This is a genomic window from Sporosarcina sp. P1, from assembly GCF_002743155.1.
Taxonomy (GTDB): Bacteria; Bacillota; Bacilli; order Bacillales_A; family Planococcaceae; genus Sporosarcina; species Sporosarcina ureae_B.
The window spans coordinates 1-18,176 of the sequence record NZ_PDYS01000016.1 but is presented as its reverse complement, the minus strand read 5'-3'; the positions used below and the strand labels follow the sequence as shown (position 1 = coordinate 18,176).

At 38.9% G+C, this 18,176-nt stretch carries 17 protein-coding genes and 1 rRNA gene; 2 read left to right on the top strand and 16 right to left on the bottom strand.

Translation table 11 applies throughout. The features are described 5' to 3' along the window. Window positions 1-69 precede the first annotated feature (69 nt). Window positions 70-837 carry a TatD family hydrolase gene (locus tag CSV73_RS13315; protein ID WP_099627845.1) on the bottom strand — a complete coding sequence of 256 codons (768 nt, stop codon included), beginning with the start codon at window positions 835-837 and terminating at the stop codon, window positions 70-72. Window positions 838-1,363: 526 nt separating this feature from the next. Beyond that, window positions 1,364-3,358: a methionine--tRNA ligase gene (gene metG, locus CSV73_RS13310; protein ID WP_099627844.1), complete on the bottom strand. Its 1,995-nt coding sequence runs from the start codon at window positions 3,356-3,358 to the stop codon at window positions 1,364-1,366. A 266-nt stretch (window positions 3,359-3,624) separates the two neighbouring features. Between metG and CSV73_RS13305 the strand changes: the two genes are divergently transcribed. Further along, a complete protein-coding gene (locus CSV73_RS13305) occupies window positions 3,625-3,900 on the top strand; it encodes a transition state genes transcriptional regulator AbrB (protein ID WP_029054857.1) in 276 nt (91 codons plus the stop codon). A gap of 43 nt (window positions 3,901-3,943) precedes the next feature. Here CSV73_RS13305 and rsmI read toward each other — a convergent pair whose 3' ends face one another. The 13 genes from rsmI to CSV73_RS13240 form a co-directional block, all read right to left on the bottom strand. Next, window positions 3,944-4,819, bottom strand: coding sequence for a 16S rRNA (cytidine(1402)-2'-O)-methyltransferase (rsmI, locus tag CSV73_RS13300; RefSeq protein ID WP_099627861.1), 876 nt, complete (start codon window positions 4,817-4,819; stop codon window positions 3,944-3,946). After that, window positions 4,819-5,082, bottom strand: a complete 264-nt coding sequence (locus CSV73_RS13295) for a GIY-YIG nuclease family protein (RefSeq protein ID WP_085132302.1) — start codon at window positions 5,080-5,082, stop codon at window positions 4,819-4,821. The genes rsmI and CSV73_RS13295 overlap by 1 nt, the downstream gene beginning before the upstream one ends. After that, window positions 5,069-5,812, bottom strand: a complete 744-nt coding sequence (locus CSV73_RS13290) for a tRNA1(Val) (adenine(37)-N6)-methyltransferase (protein ID WP_099627843.1) — start codon at window positions 5,810-5,812, stop codon at window positions 5,069-5,071. The genes CSV73_RS13295 and CSV73_RS13290 overlap by 14 nt, the downstream gene beginning before the upstream one ends. Before the next feature lie 55 nt (window positions 5,813-5,867). Further along, entirely contained in the window at window positions 5,868-6,227 is a 360-nt protein-coding gene (gene yabA, locus CSV73_RS13285) for a DNA replication initiation control protein YabA (protein WP_085132300.1), read from the bottom strand. Window positions 6,228-6,240: 13 nt separating this feature from the next. Further along, complete coding sequence (locus CSV73_RS13280; RefSeq protein WP_085132299.1) at window positions 6,241-7,068, bottom strand: PSP1 domain-containing protein; 828 nt, start codon at window positions 7,066-7,068, stop codon at window positions 6,241-6,243. Continuing rightward, the gene (gene holB / locus CSV73_RS13275; protein ID WP_085132298.1) at window positions 7,061-8,071 is read right to left on the bottom strand and encodes a DNA polymerase III subunit delta'; all 1,011 of its coding nucleotides are present in this window, start codon (window positions 8,069-8,071) and stop codon (window positions 7,061-7,063) included. The genes CSV73_RS13280 and holB overlap by 8 nt, the downstream gene beginning before the upstream one ends. A gap of 67 nt (window positions 8,072-8,138) precedes the next feature. Further along, complete coding sequence (locus CSV73_RS13270) at window positions 8,139-8,579, bottom strand: YaaR family protein (protein ID WP_085132297.1); 441 nt, start codon at window positions 8,577-8,579, stop codon at window positions 8,139-8,141. 17 nt (window positions 8,580-8,596) lie between these two features. Beyond that, window positions 8,597-8,926, bottom strand: a complete 330-nt coding sequence (locus CSV73_RS13265; protein ID WP_009499399.1) for a cyclic-di-AMP receptor — start codon at window positions 8,924-8,926, stop codon at window positions 8,597-8,599. 53 nt (window positions 8,927-8,979) lie between these two features. After that, a complete protein-coding gene (gene tmk, locus CSV73_RS13260; protein ID WP_099627842.1) occupies window positions 8,980-9,621 on the bottom strand; it encodes a dTMP kinase in 642 nt (213 codons plus the stop codon). A gap of 15 nt (window positions 9,622-9,636) precedes the next feature. Next, window positions 9,637-11,061, bottom strand: a complete 1,425-nt coding sequence (locus tag CSV73_RS13255) for an aminotransferase class I/II-fold pyridoxal phosphate-dependent enzyme (RefSeq protein ID WP_099627841.1) — start codon at window positions 11,059-11,061, stop codon at window positions 9,637-9,639. Between the two features lie 153 nt (window positions 11,062-11,214). Further along, entirely contained in the window at window positions 11,215-13,551 is a 2,337-nt protein-coding gene (locus tag CSV73_RS13250) for a winged helix-turn-helix domain-containing protein (RefSeq protein ID WP_099627840.1), read from the bottom strand. A gap of 35 nt (window positions 13,552-13,586) precedes the next feature. Continuing rightward, window positions 13,587-16,148: a winged helix-turn-helix domain-containing protein gene (locus tag CSV73_RS13245; protein WP_099627839.1), complete on the bottom strand. Its 2,562-nt coding sequence runs from the start codon at window positions 16,146-16,148 to the stop codon at window positions 13,587-13,589. Between the two features lie 67 nt (window positions 16,149-16,215). Beyond that, a complete protein-coding gene (locus CSV73_RS13240) occupies window positions 16,216-16,419 on the bottom strand; it encodes a helix-turn-helix transcriptional regulator (protein ID WP_085132292.1) in 204 nt (67 codons plus the stop codon). 672 nt (window positions 16,420-17,091) lie between these two features. On the opposite strand from CSV73_RS13240, the gene CSV73_RS13235 reads away from it, so the two are divergent. After that, entirely contained in the window at window positions 17,092-17,475 is a 384-nt protein-coding gene (locus CSV73_RS13235; protein ID WP_085132291.1) for a helix-turn-helix domain-containing protein, read from the top strand. Window positions 17,476-18,086: 611 nt separating this feature from the next. On the opposite strand, the gene rrf is transcribed toward CSV73_RS13235, so the two are convergent. Continuing rightward, window positions 18,087-18,176 (bottom strand): 5S ribosomal RNA (gene rrf / locus CSV73_RS13225); the annotation flags it as partial.

The following is an 18,176-nucleotide window of genomic DNA, read 5'->3' as shown; positions in this document are numbered from 1 at the left end:
TCCAAACTACTAACCGTTCCCAACTTAAGACATTTCAGATCCGTTAGACAAATAATTGCCATAAGTCGTTCACGTAATCTTAAACAGTTGTAATGCATTTGCAGTCGTTTGCTTTGCTACTTCCTCAACCGACACTTCTTTCAACCTTGCGATTTCTTCCGCCACTAATGTGACATAAGAAGGTTCGTTGCGTTTCCCCCGATAAGGATGTGGCGCTAAATACGGTGCATCCGTTTCGATCAGTAGTTTGTCTAGGGAAATATTTGTTGCTACTTCTTTTGGCATTCTAGCATTCTTAAATGTTACAGGTCCGCCTAGCGAGATAAGAAAATTCATTTCTATACATTGTTTTGCTGTTTCAACACTACCGCTGTAACAATGCATAATCCCGCCAACTTCCGCTGCATTTTCTTCTTGCAGAATACGGACTACATCACCTGTTGCGTCGCGATTATGAATGATGATTGGCAGTTCTACTTCTTTTGCCAGTTGTATCTGTTTACGGAACAACTCTTGCTGTATATCTTTCGGTGATTTATCCCAGTGGTAATCGAGACCGGTTTCTCCAATGCCGACGACTTTCGGATGGGCTGACAACTCTTTGATCCATTGTAGATCGCTATCAGTGCAATCTATTGCATCGACAGGGTGCCAACCAATAACACCATAGATGAATGTGTATTTTTCTACTAATTCCATAGCTTTGTTGATAGTTTTTGTATCAAACCCAACTACGATCATTTTTTCTACGTTTGCATCAATAGCACGTTGAATGACTTCTTCCACGTCTTCTTCGTATTGATCTGCATTTAAATGAACATGTGTATCAATAAACATAGTATCTCTCCTAACACTGTTTTCTATTCTATTGTCTTTGATTGTGTCTTTCATCTCATTTGTATTACAGTTGTGTAACAAATAGTTTGTTTATTCCGTCTACGTGCTTCGGAACGCTTTACCGCTAGACATGCTCAAGCATTAGCGAGGAGCCGGTAAACTTTTAGTATTTATAGGTTTGTTGTAACATGTGCGACATAAAGTTAAGCAAAGTGGTATATCATTTTCTAGGGTAAAGGACGTTGCATTTGATGTTTGGACTAAGAAAAGGACACGGAAAAAGTATATACTTCTTCATTTTCTATAACTAGACATGTCGCGTAAGCTTTCTAGCAAAACAACTGTTTAATACCGTCTCTTTCCTACCAAGTCGCCAAACCTTTACATAACAAGCAATAATCCCTCATGCGCAACTACATAACTCCGCATCCTACTCTTCAACCACCTAATTGATACCTAAACAAAAAAACTGCCAACAGAAGTCATTGATTCTGACCTCTACTGACAGCTTTATTTACATGACCAATTACTTTACTTGTGCTCCATTCTCTAATGCCGGATCAACAGTAGCAAGTTTTAGCACACCGTCTTTTTCGCCTGCTAAAATCATACCTTGTGATAATTCACCACGTAGTTTAACTGGCTTCAAATTCGCAACGACGATTACTTTCATACCTACTACATCCTCAGCACTGTAATGTTGCGCAATGCCAGACACTACTTGACGCTGCTCATAGCCTAAGTCCACCTGTAGCTTTAATAGTTTGTCGGCTTTTGGCATTTTTTCACACGCTGTGACAGTGGCTACACGCATGTCGACGTTCATGAATGCGTCGAATGTGATTTCATTTGTTTCTTCTTTCATTTCCTCCACCTGTTCTTCCACTTCAGCAGGAGCCGTGATCGCCATTTGCTGACGAATGTACTCGACTTCTACTTCTGTCTCCAGACGCGGGAAGATGGGAACACCTTTATTGATAACAGTTGTGCCCGAAGGAATTGCATAGCCTTCATGTAATGTACTCCAACCTAATGAATCATCAGATAGACCTAGTTGTTCTATCATTTGTTTCGGTGCATTTGTCATGAACGGCTGCAAGAGTACCGCTGTATGATGAAGGGATAATGCCAAGTGATACATGACTGACGCTAATTTCATGCGATCTTCTTCTGATTTCGCCAATACCCATGGAGATGTTTCATCAATATATTTATTTGTACGAGAAATTAATGCCCACACATCGGAGAGAACGACACTGAATTGCATTTTCTCCATAGAGGTCTCGTATTTTTTCACTGTATGCTGAATCATATCGCGTAATGACGCATCAAATTCAGTCGGTACAAGACCTTCTGTCAGAACTTCACCATCGAAGTATTTATTGATCATAGAGATCGTTCGGTTCAATAAGTTTCCTAAGTCATTCGCCAAGTCATAATTAATACGTTCGACAAATGCTTCCGGTGAAAATACGCCGTCTTGACCAAATGGTAATTCACGAAGTAGGAAGTAACGCGTAGCATCAAGACCATAGCGTTCAACAAGCATTTCCGGATAAACTACATTGCCTTTAGATTTCGACATCTTACCGTCTTTCATCATGATGAAACCATGTGCAAATACTTTCTTCGGTAATGGCAAATCGAGTGCCATCAAGAAGATTGGCCAATAAATTGTATGGAAACGAACGATATCTTTCCCCACAACGTGAACGTCCGCAGGCCAGTATTTATTGAATAAAGACTCGTCATCAGACATATAACCAAGTGACGTAATGTAATTCGTCAATGCATCAACCCAGACGTAAATAACATGTTTTGAATCTCCAGGCACTTTAATTCCCCAGTCAAATGACATACGGGAAACAGATAAATCTTCAAGTCCTGGTTTAATGAAGTTATTGATCATTTCATTTTTGCGTGATTCCGGTTCAATGAATGTAGGATTCTCTTCATAATAGGTAAGTAGACGGTCTGCATACTTTTTCATATTGAAGAAGTATGACTCTTCTTCTACTCGGTGAACCGGACGACCACAGTCTGGACAGTTTCCATCTACCAGTTGCGACTCGGTAAAATACGATTCACACGGAACACATTTCCATCCTTCATACTTTCCTTTATAGATATCTCCATTATCAAGGAACTTCTTAAATATCTTTTCAACGATGGTCTTATGACGGTCTTCTGTTGTACGGATCAAATCATCATAAGAAATATCCATCAGTTTCCATAAATCTTTCGCGATGTCCGCAATGCCATCGACATATTTAATTGGAGATAGACCTTCCTCTTCTGCCTTTTCCTGAATCTTCTGGCCATGTTCGTCCATTCCAGTTAGAAATCTGACATCGTATCCACGTAAACGCTTATATCGCGCCATTGCATCTGATGCAATTGTCGTGTATGCAGTTCCTATGTGAAATTTTCCACTTGGATAATAAATAGGTGTTGTGATATAAAATGTTTTTGATTGATTCTCCACGCGTAATTCCTCCAAATAATTAATGTATATTTTCATTTTATAGGATGTTACACAAAAGTGCCATGTTCTCCTCTGAAGCTTATACTTTTATAACTTCTTTTAGCTTGCTCATTGACGACAATTCCCATACTTACAACGTCTCTCATTTTTTACCTGTCAAATAATTAATAAAAATTAATAGTGTTTATTTGAGTTATGATGATTGACGATTATTGGAAGAGTTGGTATGATATTTAACAGACAAGAGAATCATGTCGAATTTTGGCGAATGTTAAATTTGGAGTGTAGGAGGAATTCTTTCCATGAAGTCTACTGGAATTGTAAGAAAAGTTGATGAGCTAGGCCGTGTTGTGATCCCGATTGAACTTCGTCGTACGCTCGGTATCGAGCAAAAAGACGCGTTAGAAATATACGTGGACGACGATAAAATTATCTTGAAAAAGTACATGCCTAATATGACATGTTCTATTACAGGAGAAGTATCGGACGATAACCTTCGTTTGATCGATGGTAAATTAATTTTGAGCCCTGAAGGTGCAAAGCAATTGATGGATGAAATTCAAAACAAAATCAATTGATTGACAAAAAACCTGAACATGTATACGTTCAGGTTTTTTCGTCTTATTCCACGTGATATGCCTGATAAACATCTCGTTTACTCAACTCACGAACATCTGCCACTTCCTTGATTGCATCTTTCGAACGAACTTCCTTTTCTTCTATTATCTGCTCGACATGCTGTTTAATCGATAAATCTGTCCACCAGGCAGTCGCGATTTCGAGTTGCACGTTTTGATTACCTTCCACAACCAAACAGAACTCCCCTCTGATTTCATTGGATTCTGCCCACTCAATTGCTTCTGCAATCGTTCCTCTTAAGAACTCTTCAAACCGCTTCGTCAATTCACGGGCCATCACAATCTTCCGTTCATCTCCAAATTGTTCTCCTAAACCGCGCAATGTTTGTTTTAAACGATGTGGGGCTTCGTAAAATAACAATGTTTCTTCATAGTGCTGTAATTTCTCAAGCTGTTTTTTTGATTCCTTCTTTTGACGCGATAGAAATCCGAAAAACAGAAATGGTTGCGGTGTAATACCTGAAGCTACTAATGCTGTAATAGCTGCATTCGGTCCCGGCACGGGAACGACAGCAATTCCTTTTTCAATCGCCAATTCCACGAGATCTGCACCAGGATCTGAAATACATGGCATTCCCGCATCACTGACAATGGCAATATCCTTCCCTTCTTGAAGGAGTTCTATAATTTTTTCTCCCGCCACACGCGTATTATGCTCGTGATAGCTGATCATTTGTGTGTTAATCTCAAAATGATTACATAATTTAATCGTATTACGCGTATCCTCCGCCGCAATATAATCTGCTTCCTGTAAGATCCGGACTGCACGGTATGTCATATCTTCGAGGTTGCCGATTGGTGTGCCTACGATGAACAATTTTCCGAACTCTGTTGCTTCGGCACTCTTTTGTGACGTAATCATGTGGACCGCTCCTTTTTTATATAGTGTTCTTTTTGTTTTCGGGTTAATTGCTTAAACTGATATTCTGCTTGCATCGCTTGTCGCTGTGTTTCAAATGATTCTTGATAAATGTACTTTACAGGCAGACGCCCTCTCGTATACTTTGCACCTTTTCCTTCATTATGTACACGCAAGCGGCGTTCTAAGTCATTCGTATATCCAGCATAGTATGATCCATCATTACATGTCAGCACATAGAAGAAATGTTCATTCTTCTCCATACAATAACTGCCTCACTTCTTCTGTATACTCTCCGTTTTCTCGATAGACATATAAAGGAGGAAGAATTTTAAGATCAGGTTTTCCATCCTTAATTGCCTCGATCAATAGTGTATTCGCTTCTTTCCCTTCTTTCGGATAAACAAAACGAATACGCTTCGGTTCTAGTCGATACTGTCTCATGGATGTGATGATGTCTAGGAGTCTACCGGGACGGTGGACAAAAGCAGCTTTTCCACCTTGTTTCAATAATTCACTTGCAGACTTTACTGCTTGATCAAGTGTAAGCTCCACTTCATGCCTAGCAATCGTATAATACTCACTTTTATTTCTAGCACTTGCTTCATTTGCCGGGAAATAAGGCGGATTGCATGTGACGGTATCATATAACTCATAACCGATTTTTTTTGCAATACCTATGACGTTCCCGTTTTCAATGGTAATCTGTTCTTCCAAACCGTTTAGCGCTATACTTCTTTGTGCCATATCCGCTAAACGTTCTTGCAATTCAATACCAATGATTTCACCTTTCGTCCGAGCACTCATAAACAAAGGGATTACACCGTTACCTGTGCACAAATCTACAACCTTTCCTCCACGGATCGGCATATAGGCAAAACGAGCCAACAAAACTGCATCTAGCGAAAAGGAAAAAACAGAAGGACTTTGAATGATGCGTAAATCCTCCGCTAATAAATAGTCTAGTCGTTCATCACTTTCTAGGTTCACAATCTACACTCCTTTAATCAAAAGAAAAAGCCAATACCTAAAAATAGGAATTGACCTCTCAACCGTTCTGTTTATTTAAGAATGACAGGCAGAATAGACAATCTTCGCCTTTACGGCTACTGCCATAGTGGACATTGCACACATGGAAACCTTCATTGTACAAACGAGCTAGATTGTCTACGCCTTCGCCCACGTCAAGCTTCTTTGGACGTTCATCACGCGCGGCCTCTTCTATTTCTTGTGTAATCTTATCGATTTCATCGAGTCGCGTTCGTAGATGATGGTTTTCCAGACGAAGCGAGTGGTTTTCTTCAGTCATCTCTGCAACAAATCCAATAAGTTCCCTGAATTGTTTTTGCATAGAATCCAACTGTTGTTCAAAATCCATTACCCTGTCAAGGAAGTTCACTTCTTTCAACTGTTCCACCTCATCATTTAGTCAATTGAGCTGTTTCTTTCTGTAAATCCTCAATCTCACTCCACGCATATTCCACTACTCGTTCAAATGCCGGCATATTCACTTGAAGCACACGCTCCAATAAGTTCAGTCCGACTACCTTTCCTACTCCATCTTGTGTCACTACTTGTTTACCAAGATCGGGCATTAGCGCTTTCGCTTCTTCATATTCATCATTTTCATACTTCAAGCAACACATCAAGCGACCGCACAGACCTGAAATCTTCGATGGGTTCAGTGAAAGGTTTTGATCTTTTGCCATCTTAATGGATACCGGCTCAAAATCTCCTAAAAATGTTGAACAGCAAAGCATTCTACCACATGGACCAATCCCACCTAGCATTTTCGCTTCATCACGTACACCGATTTGGCGCAATTCGATTCTCGTCCGGAAAATCGCAGCAAGATCCTTTACTAGATTGCGGAAGTCCACGCGACCTTCAGCAGTAAAGTAAAAGACAATTTTATTACGGTCAAATGTATATTCTACATCTACTAAACGCATATCTAATTGATGTTCTATGATTTTTTCAGCGCAGACATCAAACGCTTCATTTGCCTCTTGCTCATTCTCTTTCACACGTTCACGATCACCATCATCTGCAAGACGAATGATCTTTTTCAGTGGCAGGACGACATCTTCATCATCTATTTCATTACTTCGACTGGCTACTTTACCGTACTCTACGCCTCTTGCGGTTTCCACAATGACATAGTCGCCAATTTCAATTGGCATATCCAAGGAATCAAAATAATATAATTTCCCCGCCTTTTTAAAGCGGACGCCTACGACTTTAAACAAACAATAACCCCTCCTGCATAGTAAGCACCAATTGTTCTAGTAAAAGCGTACGATTCATATTTTGATGCAATCGTTTTTTCGCCTGCAAGACGGCATCTATTTTAACAGTTAAACTGCTATATGCGTTTTTTACAGAGTGTCCCGTGAAAACTTCTAATTGATCGGGATAGGATATAGTCGACTGCAAACCCGCTTTTATCGCCACAATATCACGGTATGCGAAGAGAAGCAAATCAAGCCCTTGTTCACAATCACTTTTTTCCTTCATGAAAGGCATCCAATCCGTCTGAATGAACAGCAATGCCTCTCCTGGAGATCGCTGTTCGATTGCTTCTACTAATTTTAACACTAATTTCCGTCTCTGTACAAAGGAATCTTCTTGGGCCATCTCATAAGCCACTTCGACATTTGCTGTCATCATCGTTACAGTGGATGCCATAGAAACTGTAACTCCTTTTTCCACGAGACTTTCAATACTATTTTGGCGATTCATCGGCTGAAGTGAAATACGCTGACAACGTGATTGAATCGTCGGCAAAATGGATGTATAGGAATCCGTAAGCAAGATAGCTGTAACACTTCCTTCAGGTTCTTCAAGAAATTTCAGCAATGTATTGGCTGCGGAAATATTCATTCTTTCCGCATGAACCATTACATATACTTTCCGTCCTTCTTCATACCCTTTTTTCGTCATCTTCATAATCAATTCAGACATTTGATCCTTTTTGATATCCTGTCCATCCGGTCTAATCCATACTACGTTCGGATGATTACCCGATTCTATACGTTTGCACGAATGACATGTTTCACATGGAACATTTTCTTTTGGATTCATGCATAATAGCAATTTCGTAAAATATTGCGCAACCGCTTCTTTGCCTGCACCATTTGAACCGTCAAATATATAAGCATGTCCTATACGCTGTCTTTTGTGAATCATAGTTAATTTATCGATAACTGGTTTCTGAGACTGCAATGCATGGTCGTGCAACTTCTGTGACATGCAAGCTCCTCCTTAGTTAGTAAAGTTGTTGCAAAAAAACCGTGCTACATGTAAGTGCGGCACGGGATCACGTATATAAATTGATCAGAAGACCTTTGATTTCACCTATTTTGGCAAGTAAATCAATGGATGATTCTTCTTCATCCAACAGCGCTTCCGTCAACGCCATTAGTTTTTCATCTATTGTTTGGACAAGATTCAACCGGCGACCTTCACCAAATTGGTTCCATGTATGAGATTGTGTTAACTCAATACCTGAATCTACTGCTTCTTTCAAAAAGCGTTTGATCAACATCTTATATTTTGCCATGTCACGTAAATTTCGAGACCTCGCGAGACGATCTCCAGCACTTGAGATATCCCCAAATAACCGTGCGATCTGTTCTCCTTGCAGACGCGATCCTTGTTTTTCTACCATTTGTCCAAACTTGGCATTACTTTGTGCATGCCGAAGTGGATCAGGCGATAACTTATCCATCCCTGTACGGTATTCACCATTGACTTTCATCAGCATTCACCTCTAAATCAAAAATGGTGGAACTGTTCAATTGGCAAGACAAATACAGTAGCTCCGCCTACTTCTACTTCAATTGGATACGGAATATATGAATCCGCATTACCGCCCATTGGTGAAACTGGTGCGACCATTTGATCCCGAGAACGGCAATTATCACGAATTAAATCCAGTGCCTTGGAGACTAACTCATCTTCCACACCCATTAGAAACGTTGTGTTACCTGCGCGAAGAAATCCACCTGTACTGGCTAATTTTGTGTTCCGAAAATCACTTTTAGTCAATGCGGAAGATAATCGGTTACTGTCCTGGTCCTGTACCACTGCTACAATCAGTTTCAATGTACTCTCCCCTTTTCCGATTTCTCATAAAAACATATATCTTCTTTATTATATCACGAATTCTTATGTAAGTTGACTTCTGAACTTACAATTTGCCAAACATTTTCAACCACTTGTGCTGGTAATTGTTGAGCGTCTACCACTCGGATTCGCCCTTCATTCCGTAGCATCACTTCTTGATAACCTTTGTACACTTGCTCATGAAATTCCACTTTTTCTAAATCCAGACGGTTCTGTTCACGGTCTTTATCTCTCCATATTCGGGCTAGTCCTACTTCAGGCGGCACATCGAAGAAAATTGTGCAATCCGGCATATATTCCTCAATCGCGAACAAGTTGATTGCCAGTACTTCATCAATGCCTAAATCACGTGCAAATCCTTGATATGCCAATGAACTGTCAATGAAACGATCGCATAATACAATTTTGTTCTGCTTTAGTGCAGGTATAATTTTCTCTACTAAATGTTGTCTGCGCGCGGCTGCATACAACAATGCTTCCGTCTTGCCGTCCATCGCACTGTGATTTGAATCCAAGATGACTTCACGAATTTTTTCTGCAATAGGAATACCACCTGGTTCTCGTGTCATGACCACATCTTGCCCTTGTGCCTTTAGGCGTTCTGCAATTTCTTGCAATACGGTCGTCTTACCAGCCCCTTCCGGCCCTTCAAAACTAATAAATAATCCTGCCATCTTCTTATCCCCTATCTATTCCAGAACTACTTTTACTTTTTTCGTCTCCATATTGATTGCTCCTTGAAATCTACAGCCAGCCATTAAAAGATCTTGTATTTGTTCGGTGTGCTCTTGGCTAATACGTTCTCCAGCACATAAAAGAGGTATACCGGGTGGATATGGAATAATCGCGTCTGCTGCTACTTTTCCCGTTGCTAACTGGATATGTATCCACTCCGTATCCATCATATGAAGCTGAGTTGCTGTATATACTACCGATGACGGAGAACTGATCGATAAAAAGTTGTTGACCCGTATTGAAGTAGCTTTTTTCACCGTTACACAGTCCATCGCTCGTTTAAATTTTCCAATTATGTCAGCGCATCGTTCTTCATCCCCCGCCTTCACCAAGGGCAATACAAACAACACTTGATACACATCCGCCAATTCTGAATAAATTCCCTGCTGCTCCAATGCTTCCTGCAAGGCGTATCCCGTATGACCTGTAGCACGGATCAGCAACTTTAGTTTATCGTCAGTCTCCACCACTTCGACGCACTCTATATTACACAGACCTTGAATTAAATTATTTCGGTATATTTGAAAGATTTTATAGTGATCTTCACTATACGTCTCTGCATAATACCTTGCATCATCCAAAGAGGCCATCAATAAATAGGATGGACTGCTCGACTGTAGCATCTGGAGAAAATGTGCTACTCTTTCCCCCTTCACAAATTTCGATCGAACATGTAAAAAAGAAGCCATCGTCATGGCGGGTAATGTTTTATGCGCAGACTGAACGACCAGATCTGCTCCGAGTTCAAGTGCACTCTTGGGAAATGCATCATTTACTATAAAATGTGCACCATGCGCTTCATCAATGAGAATCGGTATACTGTGGCTATGACATACTTCTACAATCTGTTTTAAATCTTTATTTATTAATCCGTAATAAGTAGGTGTGGTGAGAACAGCCGCTTTCACATTCGGATACTGCTTGAGTGCTTCATTTACAGACTTCAATGATACCGTTCCAGCCGTCTGCGTCTGTTCATCCCAATCCGGAGATAGAAACACTGGATTCGCACCTGTCAGTTCCAGCGCATTGAATATCGATTTATGTGCATTACGTTGCACAATTACCAAGTCTCCCGGCTGAACTGTCGCATACAGCATAGCCAGGTTCCCTACAGTCGAACCATTCACCAGAAAGAAACTCCGTTCACTTTCATAAAGACGCGCCAACTTGTCTTCTGCTTCTTTAATCGCTCCTGTCGGTTCATGTAAGTCATCAAGTCCTGTCAGTTCCGTCAGGTCATAGGCAAGTGCTTGGCGTACAGCTGCCGGCAAATCAGATAATGCGCCACCTTTATGTCCGGGTACATGGAATGAAACGGGTTTCCTATTATGGAAATTCTCCAATGCCTGCACAAGTGGACGATCTTGATACTTCATCATACGCACTCCTTTACTTTCATTTAGTATAGCAAAAAGCGACACTCCTGACTAAGGGAGTATCGCTTTTCATGTCACATCATAGTGTTTACGCGCTGTTAACTTAGCTTATAGGCTTTAACTGACACTTCTTATTAGCGTGAGGCAGCAGCTCTAAGACGAAATTCTGTTGTTTGATGCCTGAATTAATCGCTCTACGTAGAAATGTGGAACCCGAGTCCAGTTCACATCTTGTTGTTGCTTACGAACTCTTACATATTCCTTCAACATCGATCCTATCGACTCTTCCTTAATAAATAACTGCGTATAGTCATATTCTTTACTATACATCATAGCTTCATGTAAAGACCGGGCCATCTCCAACCAGTGTTCTTGATGAGCGTAACACGAGCTTTCTAAAATTGTCGCTTCGATGAATGTCTCAATTTGCTCTTCCTGTAACGCTTCACTTTTCACATGTAATACTTTCTTTAACGCATCTTCCCATTGATCTTTCTGCAACAGTAGTCTTACATCTACGAGTGTGACAAATGGGTGTGGTTGAAGATCTTCTACGAAATACTCTTGTATTTTTAAAAAGACGATTTCTGCTTTTTCTAGACAACCTTGTTTCAAGTAAATGAATACTTCAAATGCATATAAAAAATCTTTCCAATAGCGATCTTTTGTATATAATAATGCACTCTGCAACGTTCTATGCGCTTTTTCCATCTCGCCATTTGCCATATGTAGCTTACAACTCAATACATACATAGGAATTAGCAGACCCGGATCTTGGAAGTGATGAGCTGACAGAAGTGCTTCTACCTGATGTTCTCGAGATTCTTTCATTAAACCTTTCATGTACAATATCTCCGCCTGAATTCCGTGATAATAACCGACGATAGAAAGTTTATTTCTTTGGCAGGATTGACGTTTCAATTGCAATTTTCGGTATTCATGGATGGCCGACTTTTTATAAGAACCTAATGGCGTACGTGACAACGTAGGTTCCGTTTTATTGAACTGAAGTGGCATTAAATACAATTTGGAATGCTTCTGCACTTGTAAATCAAAACCTTTTTGGAGCCACTCTCCCACTTCTGTCACTCCACCCATTCGAATGATTGTGATGTAGGACTTGATTAAGAAATAATCGTAGGCAGCAGATTGGCTTCTTACGATAAAAGCATTCCATTCTTTCCGATTCTCTTGTGCTGTCATTTTGCTTGTGACAAGATCCGCTGCATCCACTTGGTGCTCGGCAAGAAGAGAAAAAGCATACAGTAACTGAAGATCTAAAGTTAATGGAATATGTGCTTCTTCAAATTCGTGGCACCAAGCTAGGAAAGTCGAAGTTTCTCCATTCCTAACAATGTCTTCGCCGTAATTCATCATCCAAGTGATAGCAAGTGGATACGCCTTTCCTAACAAAGCATGTGTGATTGCACGCACAATATCACCTTGCTGAAAGTATATTCCTGCTGCTTTTTTATGCAACTTGAATACAAACTCCCTTGGGTAGGTTTGTTGCAAGTTTTGCTGTAAAGCTATAGCGAAAAGAGGATGATAACGATAACGTGCGTTTTTTTGTGTGTCCATCTCTATGAAGAAACCCTTTCCTTCTAAATCCCTTAAATGAACCAGACTTTCTTTATTCCCAAGTAGTGCGTCACATACTCTTTGATCCATAGTGCTCAGAATGGATGTTGCTAATAGGAAATGCTGTGCCGAGCTGGAAAAGTCATCCCACAGATCATTCATTAACACATTCATAGTGTACTGCTGGTGCCTGCTAACATGCTGCAGATCACATGTATCTTGTGACTGTACAACATTACGTAGTCCTGCAGGCCAACCTTCTGTCTGAATGAATTCTTGCCATACTGATTGCTGCTGTTGAGGTTGTTTTTTCAAAAACACTTTCATATCTACAGTCGTAAAACGCAGATGCTGCATTTTGACTTCAGTAACAGTAAATAAAGATTGCCAGAGTGCAAGTGTAAAGGGAGGGAGATGACGACTGGCGAAGCAAATTTTCAATGATTCGGGCAAATCCATTACAAAATACTGGATCATTTCCAAGAGTTCTAGAGCAGTAATATGATGAAAGTCATCGATAATTAATCGAACTCGTTTTGTCATTACACTACCTAGTTCTTTGTAGAAATCCCACATCGTATCCAGTTCGTCACGGTCTGCATTGGCAAGTTTTTGTTGTAGTTTCTCTTGTGGAAGCAAATTGCATGCCGAGTAGACAGTATAGACGATATATCGAAAAAATTGGACAGCATCATTGTCGGTTTCATCGACTTTCAGCCATGCGATGTTTTCATCCAAGTTGTCCGACCAATGAGACAAAAATGACGTCTTTCCGTAACCAGTTGGAGCAGTAATAAATAGTACTTTGGATTGCACAGCTTCATATTGGACAGTAACCATATTCTCTCTGCTAATCCACTCTTCACGCTTGGCAGGTTTTTGTATTTTTGAGGCTAACAACGTGATCATGAAAGTCACCTCCTAATCGATAGTAGTTATCCTGTCTACTGCCAATCCTTGGCCTGTAATATTGCTTGAGTCCGTGAGCTGACGTTGAGTTTTTTATAGACTTTCGATAAGTACACTCTTACAGTTCCCTCTGAAAGAAAAAGCTGTTCGGCAATTTCCCTGTTGGATAGGCCTGCAGCAAGCGCTTTAATCAACTCTTCCTCGCGGGAAGTCAAATTTGGTTTACTATGGTGATGAATAGCTACGGGACGAATAATTTGATCGGTCCGTAACGACTGGGCAAAAACAAGTGGTACGGTTTTCCATTGTGGTTGTTCAAAGTTCATTCGACTTTTTATATAACTCATCAGCACTGGATGTAAAGCCTTTTCATCTAAAAACAAGCGTTTATAACCTAATCTAACTGCCAATTCCAGTGCGTCATGAAGTATATCAATTGCTAACTTTTTCTTGTTGTTTCTCCACATACAGATTGACCGTAGTATTTTCACCTCGATAATAGTTGTCATTTGAAATTCTTCTTTAGCTTCTTGTGTGACTCGATCAATATAATATAGTGCTTTTCGCGTATTACCTTTCATCATATGCAGTCTTGCTTTTACAAGCATCCAGAATTCCAAACAAGGTTCGGCTTGCTGATGTATTAAGTTGGATAATTTATTTAATTCAAACTCTGCACGATCGAAGGATCCTTCTCGAATATAACCTAGTGCCTTCATTGTAATTAAAATACATTGCCAGTTAGTATTAACCATTGATTCCATTGCATAGTTCAGTATGCCCTGAGCTTTGACAAATTGTTCATCAGCCAAATAAATTTTAGCTTGTAAAATGTACATCGGTACAGACAAGCCTGGATCACTATGACGATCAGTATAATCCATAGTTTTTTTCATATATTGTTCAGACTCGAATAATAGATCCATTTCATAGAAAACTTCAGCTTGTATACCTTGACTGTATTCTGCCAGATTATGTGCAAGGAACATATTACTTCGCAAGATATTATTAAATGTAGGAAGTCGTTTGATGGAGTTTAGCTTCCCTCTGTTGCCTAAACTGGTTCTTAATAATTGTGGTTCAAAATGGTTGTAAATCATCGATACATTTCTCCATCGGGAATCCGCAGGCATTGAGCAATCATGAATTCTTCCCTGTAAATATGAGTTTTTTTCCTTTTTCACTCCATGAAGCGTAAACAACATAAACTTTTTTACACTGTCGAACATCAGCGAAGCATCTTCGAATGAATCTTTCTCTTTCCAACTCGTTTTTTCATGCCTACGTTCAAGCTCTCTGATAATCGACTCCGCTTTATCCATTTTATACTGAATAGCTAGATTGATTGCATATACTACAAGCGTTTCCACATGGAGTTCAAAAGAATTTTTACGCAGCACTATGACCCACCGCATGAACAGCTCAGTCTGATTTGATGAAAAGATATTTACTAGATTCTCTTCTATCCAACGATCGGCTACATCAAATAATTTCCCTTCGATCGCTAGCTCGATTCCTGTTTCATAATCTCCTTGTTCATACTCAACGTGAGCTGCCTTACCGTAAATTTCTGTTATACAGTCTTTCGAAAAACGTTGATGCATTTCATTCTGTAGAGCAATTGAAAAAAAATTATGGTATCTGTACGTTAGTTGATTGCCCTTCAAACGATTGATAAACAGACCCCTCTTCTCAATCTCTCTCAATACTTCTTCACTATCTTTACGATTCAATACCTGATTACAACTTTCCGGTGTTATATATTTCAATACCGATGTACGAATGAGAAAATCTTGCATAGAGGGAGTGAGACTGAATAAGGCTTTAAATAGTAAGTAATTTGTCACGATAGGCGAAAGAATGGAGGAATCTTTTGCTTTCCATTGGGGATCTTCTTCTGATTCAGTTAAATTTATCAATTGAATACCTAAAGGCCAACCTTCTGTAATTCGCAATACTTGCTGATAATAAAAGATTGTATGACTCGATTTAAGAGAACGCTTATCGTAAAATTCACGTACTTCATCTAATTGGAATTTAAGTTGTTCAATACCAACCTCGTACACCCAACCCTTCATCCTCCATTTAGAAATGATTAGGGGTACTTCACTACGACTTATTATAAAAACCTTTACGTGATGTGGTAAATTATCGATGAAGCGATTCATCATTTTATGAACAGCCTGATTCGCAACCTTATGATAATCATCCAGAATAAGTATGGTTCTTCCAGATTGGTTACTGAGTTCATCCAACAACATATCAATAATCATAGAATAGGGCGGGGTTGTTTTGACGAAAGACAATAACTTTTCTGCATTAATTTTAGTCCCACTTTTCTCAATTGACATGATCACGTAAATCCAAAATCGAATGGGATCATTATCCATTTCGTCTAGCGTCAACCACGCCGCATGATCTCTCGTATATGCAATTGATTTACTTACAAGCATGGACTTTCCATATCCTAGGGGTGCTCGTACAATAGTCAATCGCGTTAGTTTCTTATTTTCAAGCAAATCTATATGTCTTCTGTCGATAATTTCATTATCAGCAATAGGCATTTTAATCTTTTCATCTGAGCCGTTGTTGATCACTGATCTTCACTCCTTTCTATCACTCATGAAAACCTATCTAAGCATCTACTGATTTATAATTTCCAATTCACTCAATATCTGAGTTGAAAAATATTTCTCCTATCGGCATATTAAGAACATCCGAAATCTTTTTCATGGTTTTAGCACTTGGATAATAAGCACCGTTTTCTATTTTGGATAAAGCTGTACGACCGATTCCTACTTGCTCTGCCAGTTCCGCTTGAGTTAAATTCATCTTCTTTCTAATCTCTTTTATATTGTTGGCAAACATCTAATCCAACTCCCCACTTTTGCTCTATAATTTGTGTCTATTTGTAGTGTCATTAATATTAAATATATTTCTATTGGATAAGTAATATATGTCTCTTCATTCTTTTTGCCTAATGCTATATATTCTTAATTATTGGGTCGCCAGTATATAAGCTCACTATCAATTGTAGGTTGTACTAGTTAATCATATTTTTTTTTACAAATATTTTCGTATTAGAGAATAGAGTAAAATTCTTAGAATAAAATTTTCTAGAAACTTTCCATTCCATTAAACGCAGAGAACACTTTATACAATTAATTCACAATATTTGTTTAGCTTTACAACACATTTTATGTCTAAATGTTTTTTTTGTCAACACTTAAACTTTGTTTTCTATCAAAAAAGTCTATATAATCTGTTAATCATCTTACCAATATTATGGAAATTTGAAATAAATCTGCTAAACAACCACACTAGTTGCAATATCCAATTAAAAATAGACTTTTAATCATTTTTGATTTTAGTCTTTGTGCCTACTTACGGTAAATAATAAATGTGAAGTGACACGACACACTATTAAATCTATTTTGAATATTTCTCTGCTAGCTATTTCTTTATATTTATTAAGGTATCGGTTATGATAGATATACAGTTAGAACGTCAAACTTAGACATATTAAGGTGGGTGAAGAAATTGAATGAGTTTGGGAAACGCTTGCGGAAACTCCGAGAACAAAAAAAAATGACATTACGTTATTTGGCTGAACGTGCTAATCTTAGCTATTCCTTCATTGCTTCATTGGAAAAAGGAAGATATAACCCTTCACGTGAATCAATTTGTGCATTAGCGTCTGCATTAGATGTGGATAGGAATGAACTACTAATATTGGCCGGCTTTATACCAAATGATAAGTCTGATCAAGTATATATTTCTTCAAAAGACGAACTAAATACTAAAGAAATGGCTCTTGAAAAGTTATTAGAAGAAAAGGTTTCTTACAATGGCATACAACTATCAACTTTAGAGAAAAATGCTTTATTGGCTTTCGTAAAAACCATGGTCAGTTTAAAAAAATAATCTTTTCACCCATCTTTCATTTTACTAACAATACTCAATAGTATTCTCTGTCATTCTACTATATAATAACTGTAGAATGATTTTTCTATTTACGGTTTTGCACATTAAATTAAATCCTTTACTTTATTGAAATTAGCGTTCAGGTACTTGCTAAATGGATAATTATTTATGGTCTCTCTCCCGTCGATCCAGTCTTTAAGCTAGTTAAAAAGGAGATGAACAATATGCCGGCTTATATAGTTAATGAATATTATGTCTTTACTTCTTATGAAGATTTGTCTTCCCTTATTTTTGATATTATCCATTATTCTCTTTTACCTGTACAACAGGACCGACATTCATTTTCAATTCTTACTGGTCATCTGGACATTATTAGACTTAAATTTCAATGCGACAATGGGCTCTGTATTAATGTACGCTACGAAAGCGAAGACGATATTTACTACTCCGTATGATTATCCGGCTACAATTGAATTGTATTAAATAGAAATAATCGCTATCAAATCCATGGGCTTTCCGACATGGATTGTTTTTTTTTGACTCATTTGTCTAGTGAGTATTACTGTGATAAAACACAAAAAAGCCACTCCCCAAAGGGAATGGCTTCGCATGCCTAGCAACGTCCTACTCTCACAGGGGGAAACCCCCAACTACCATCGGCGCTGAAGAGCTTAACTTCCGTGTTCGGTATGGGAACGGGT

Excerpts from the sequence above, each read along its gene's own strand:
- CSV73_RS13315 (WP_099627845.1), bottom strand. The coding sequence starts at position 837 with ATGTTTATTGATACACATGTTCATTTAAATGCAGATCAATACGAAGAA.
- metG (WP_099627844.1), bottom strand. The coding sequence starts at position 3,358 with ATGAAAATATACATTAATTATTTGGAGGAATTACGCGTGGAGAATCAA.
- CSV73_RS13305 (WP_029054857.1), top strand. The coding sequence starts at position 3,625 with ATGAAGTCTACTGGAATTGTAAGAAAAGTTGATGAGCTAGGCCGTGTT.
- CSV73_RS13295 (WP_085132302.1), bottom strand. The coding sequence starts at position 5,082 with ATGGAGAAGAATGAACATTTCTTCTATGTGCTGACATGTAATGATGGA.
- holB (WP_085132298.1), bottom strand. The coding sequence starts at position 8,071 with ATGTCACAGAAGTTGCACGACCATGCATTGCAGTCTCAGAAACCAGTT.
- CSV73_RS13270 (WP_085132297.1), bottom strand. The coding sequence starts at position 8,579 with ATGAAAGTCAATGGTGAATACCGTACAGGGATGGATAAGTTATCGCCT.
- tmk (WP_099627842.1), bottom strand. The coding sequence starts at position 9,621 with ATGGCAGGATTATTTATTAGTTTTGAAGGGCCGGAAGGGGCTGGTAAG.
- CSV73_RS13255 (WP_099627841.1), bottom strand. The coding sequence starts at position 11,061 with ATGAAGTATCAAGATCGTCCACTTGTGCAGGCATTGGAGAATTTCCAT.
- CSV73_RS13250 (WP_099627840.1), bottom strand. The coding sequence starts at position 13,551 with ATGATCACGTTGTTAGCCTCAAAAATACAAAAACCTGCCAAGCGTGAA.
- CSV73_RS13240 (WP_085132292.1), bottom strand. The coding sequence starts at position 16,419 with ATGTTTGCCAACAATATAAAAGAGATTAGAAAGAAGATGAATTTAACT.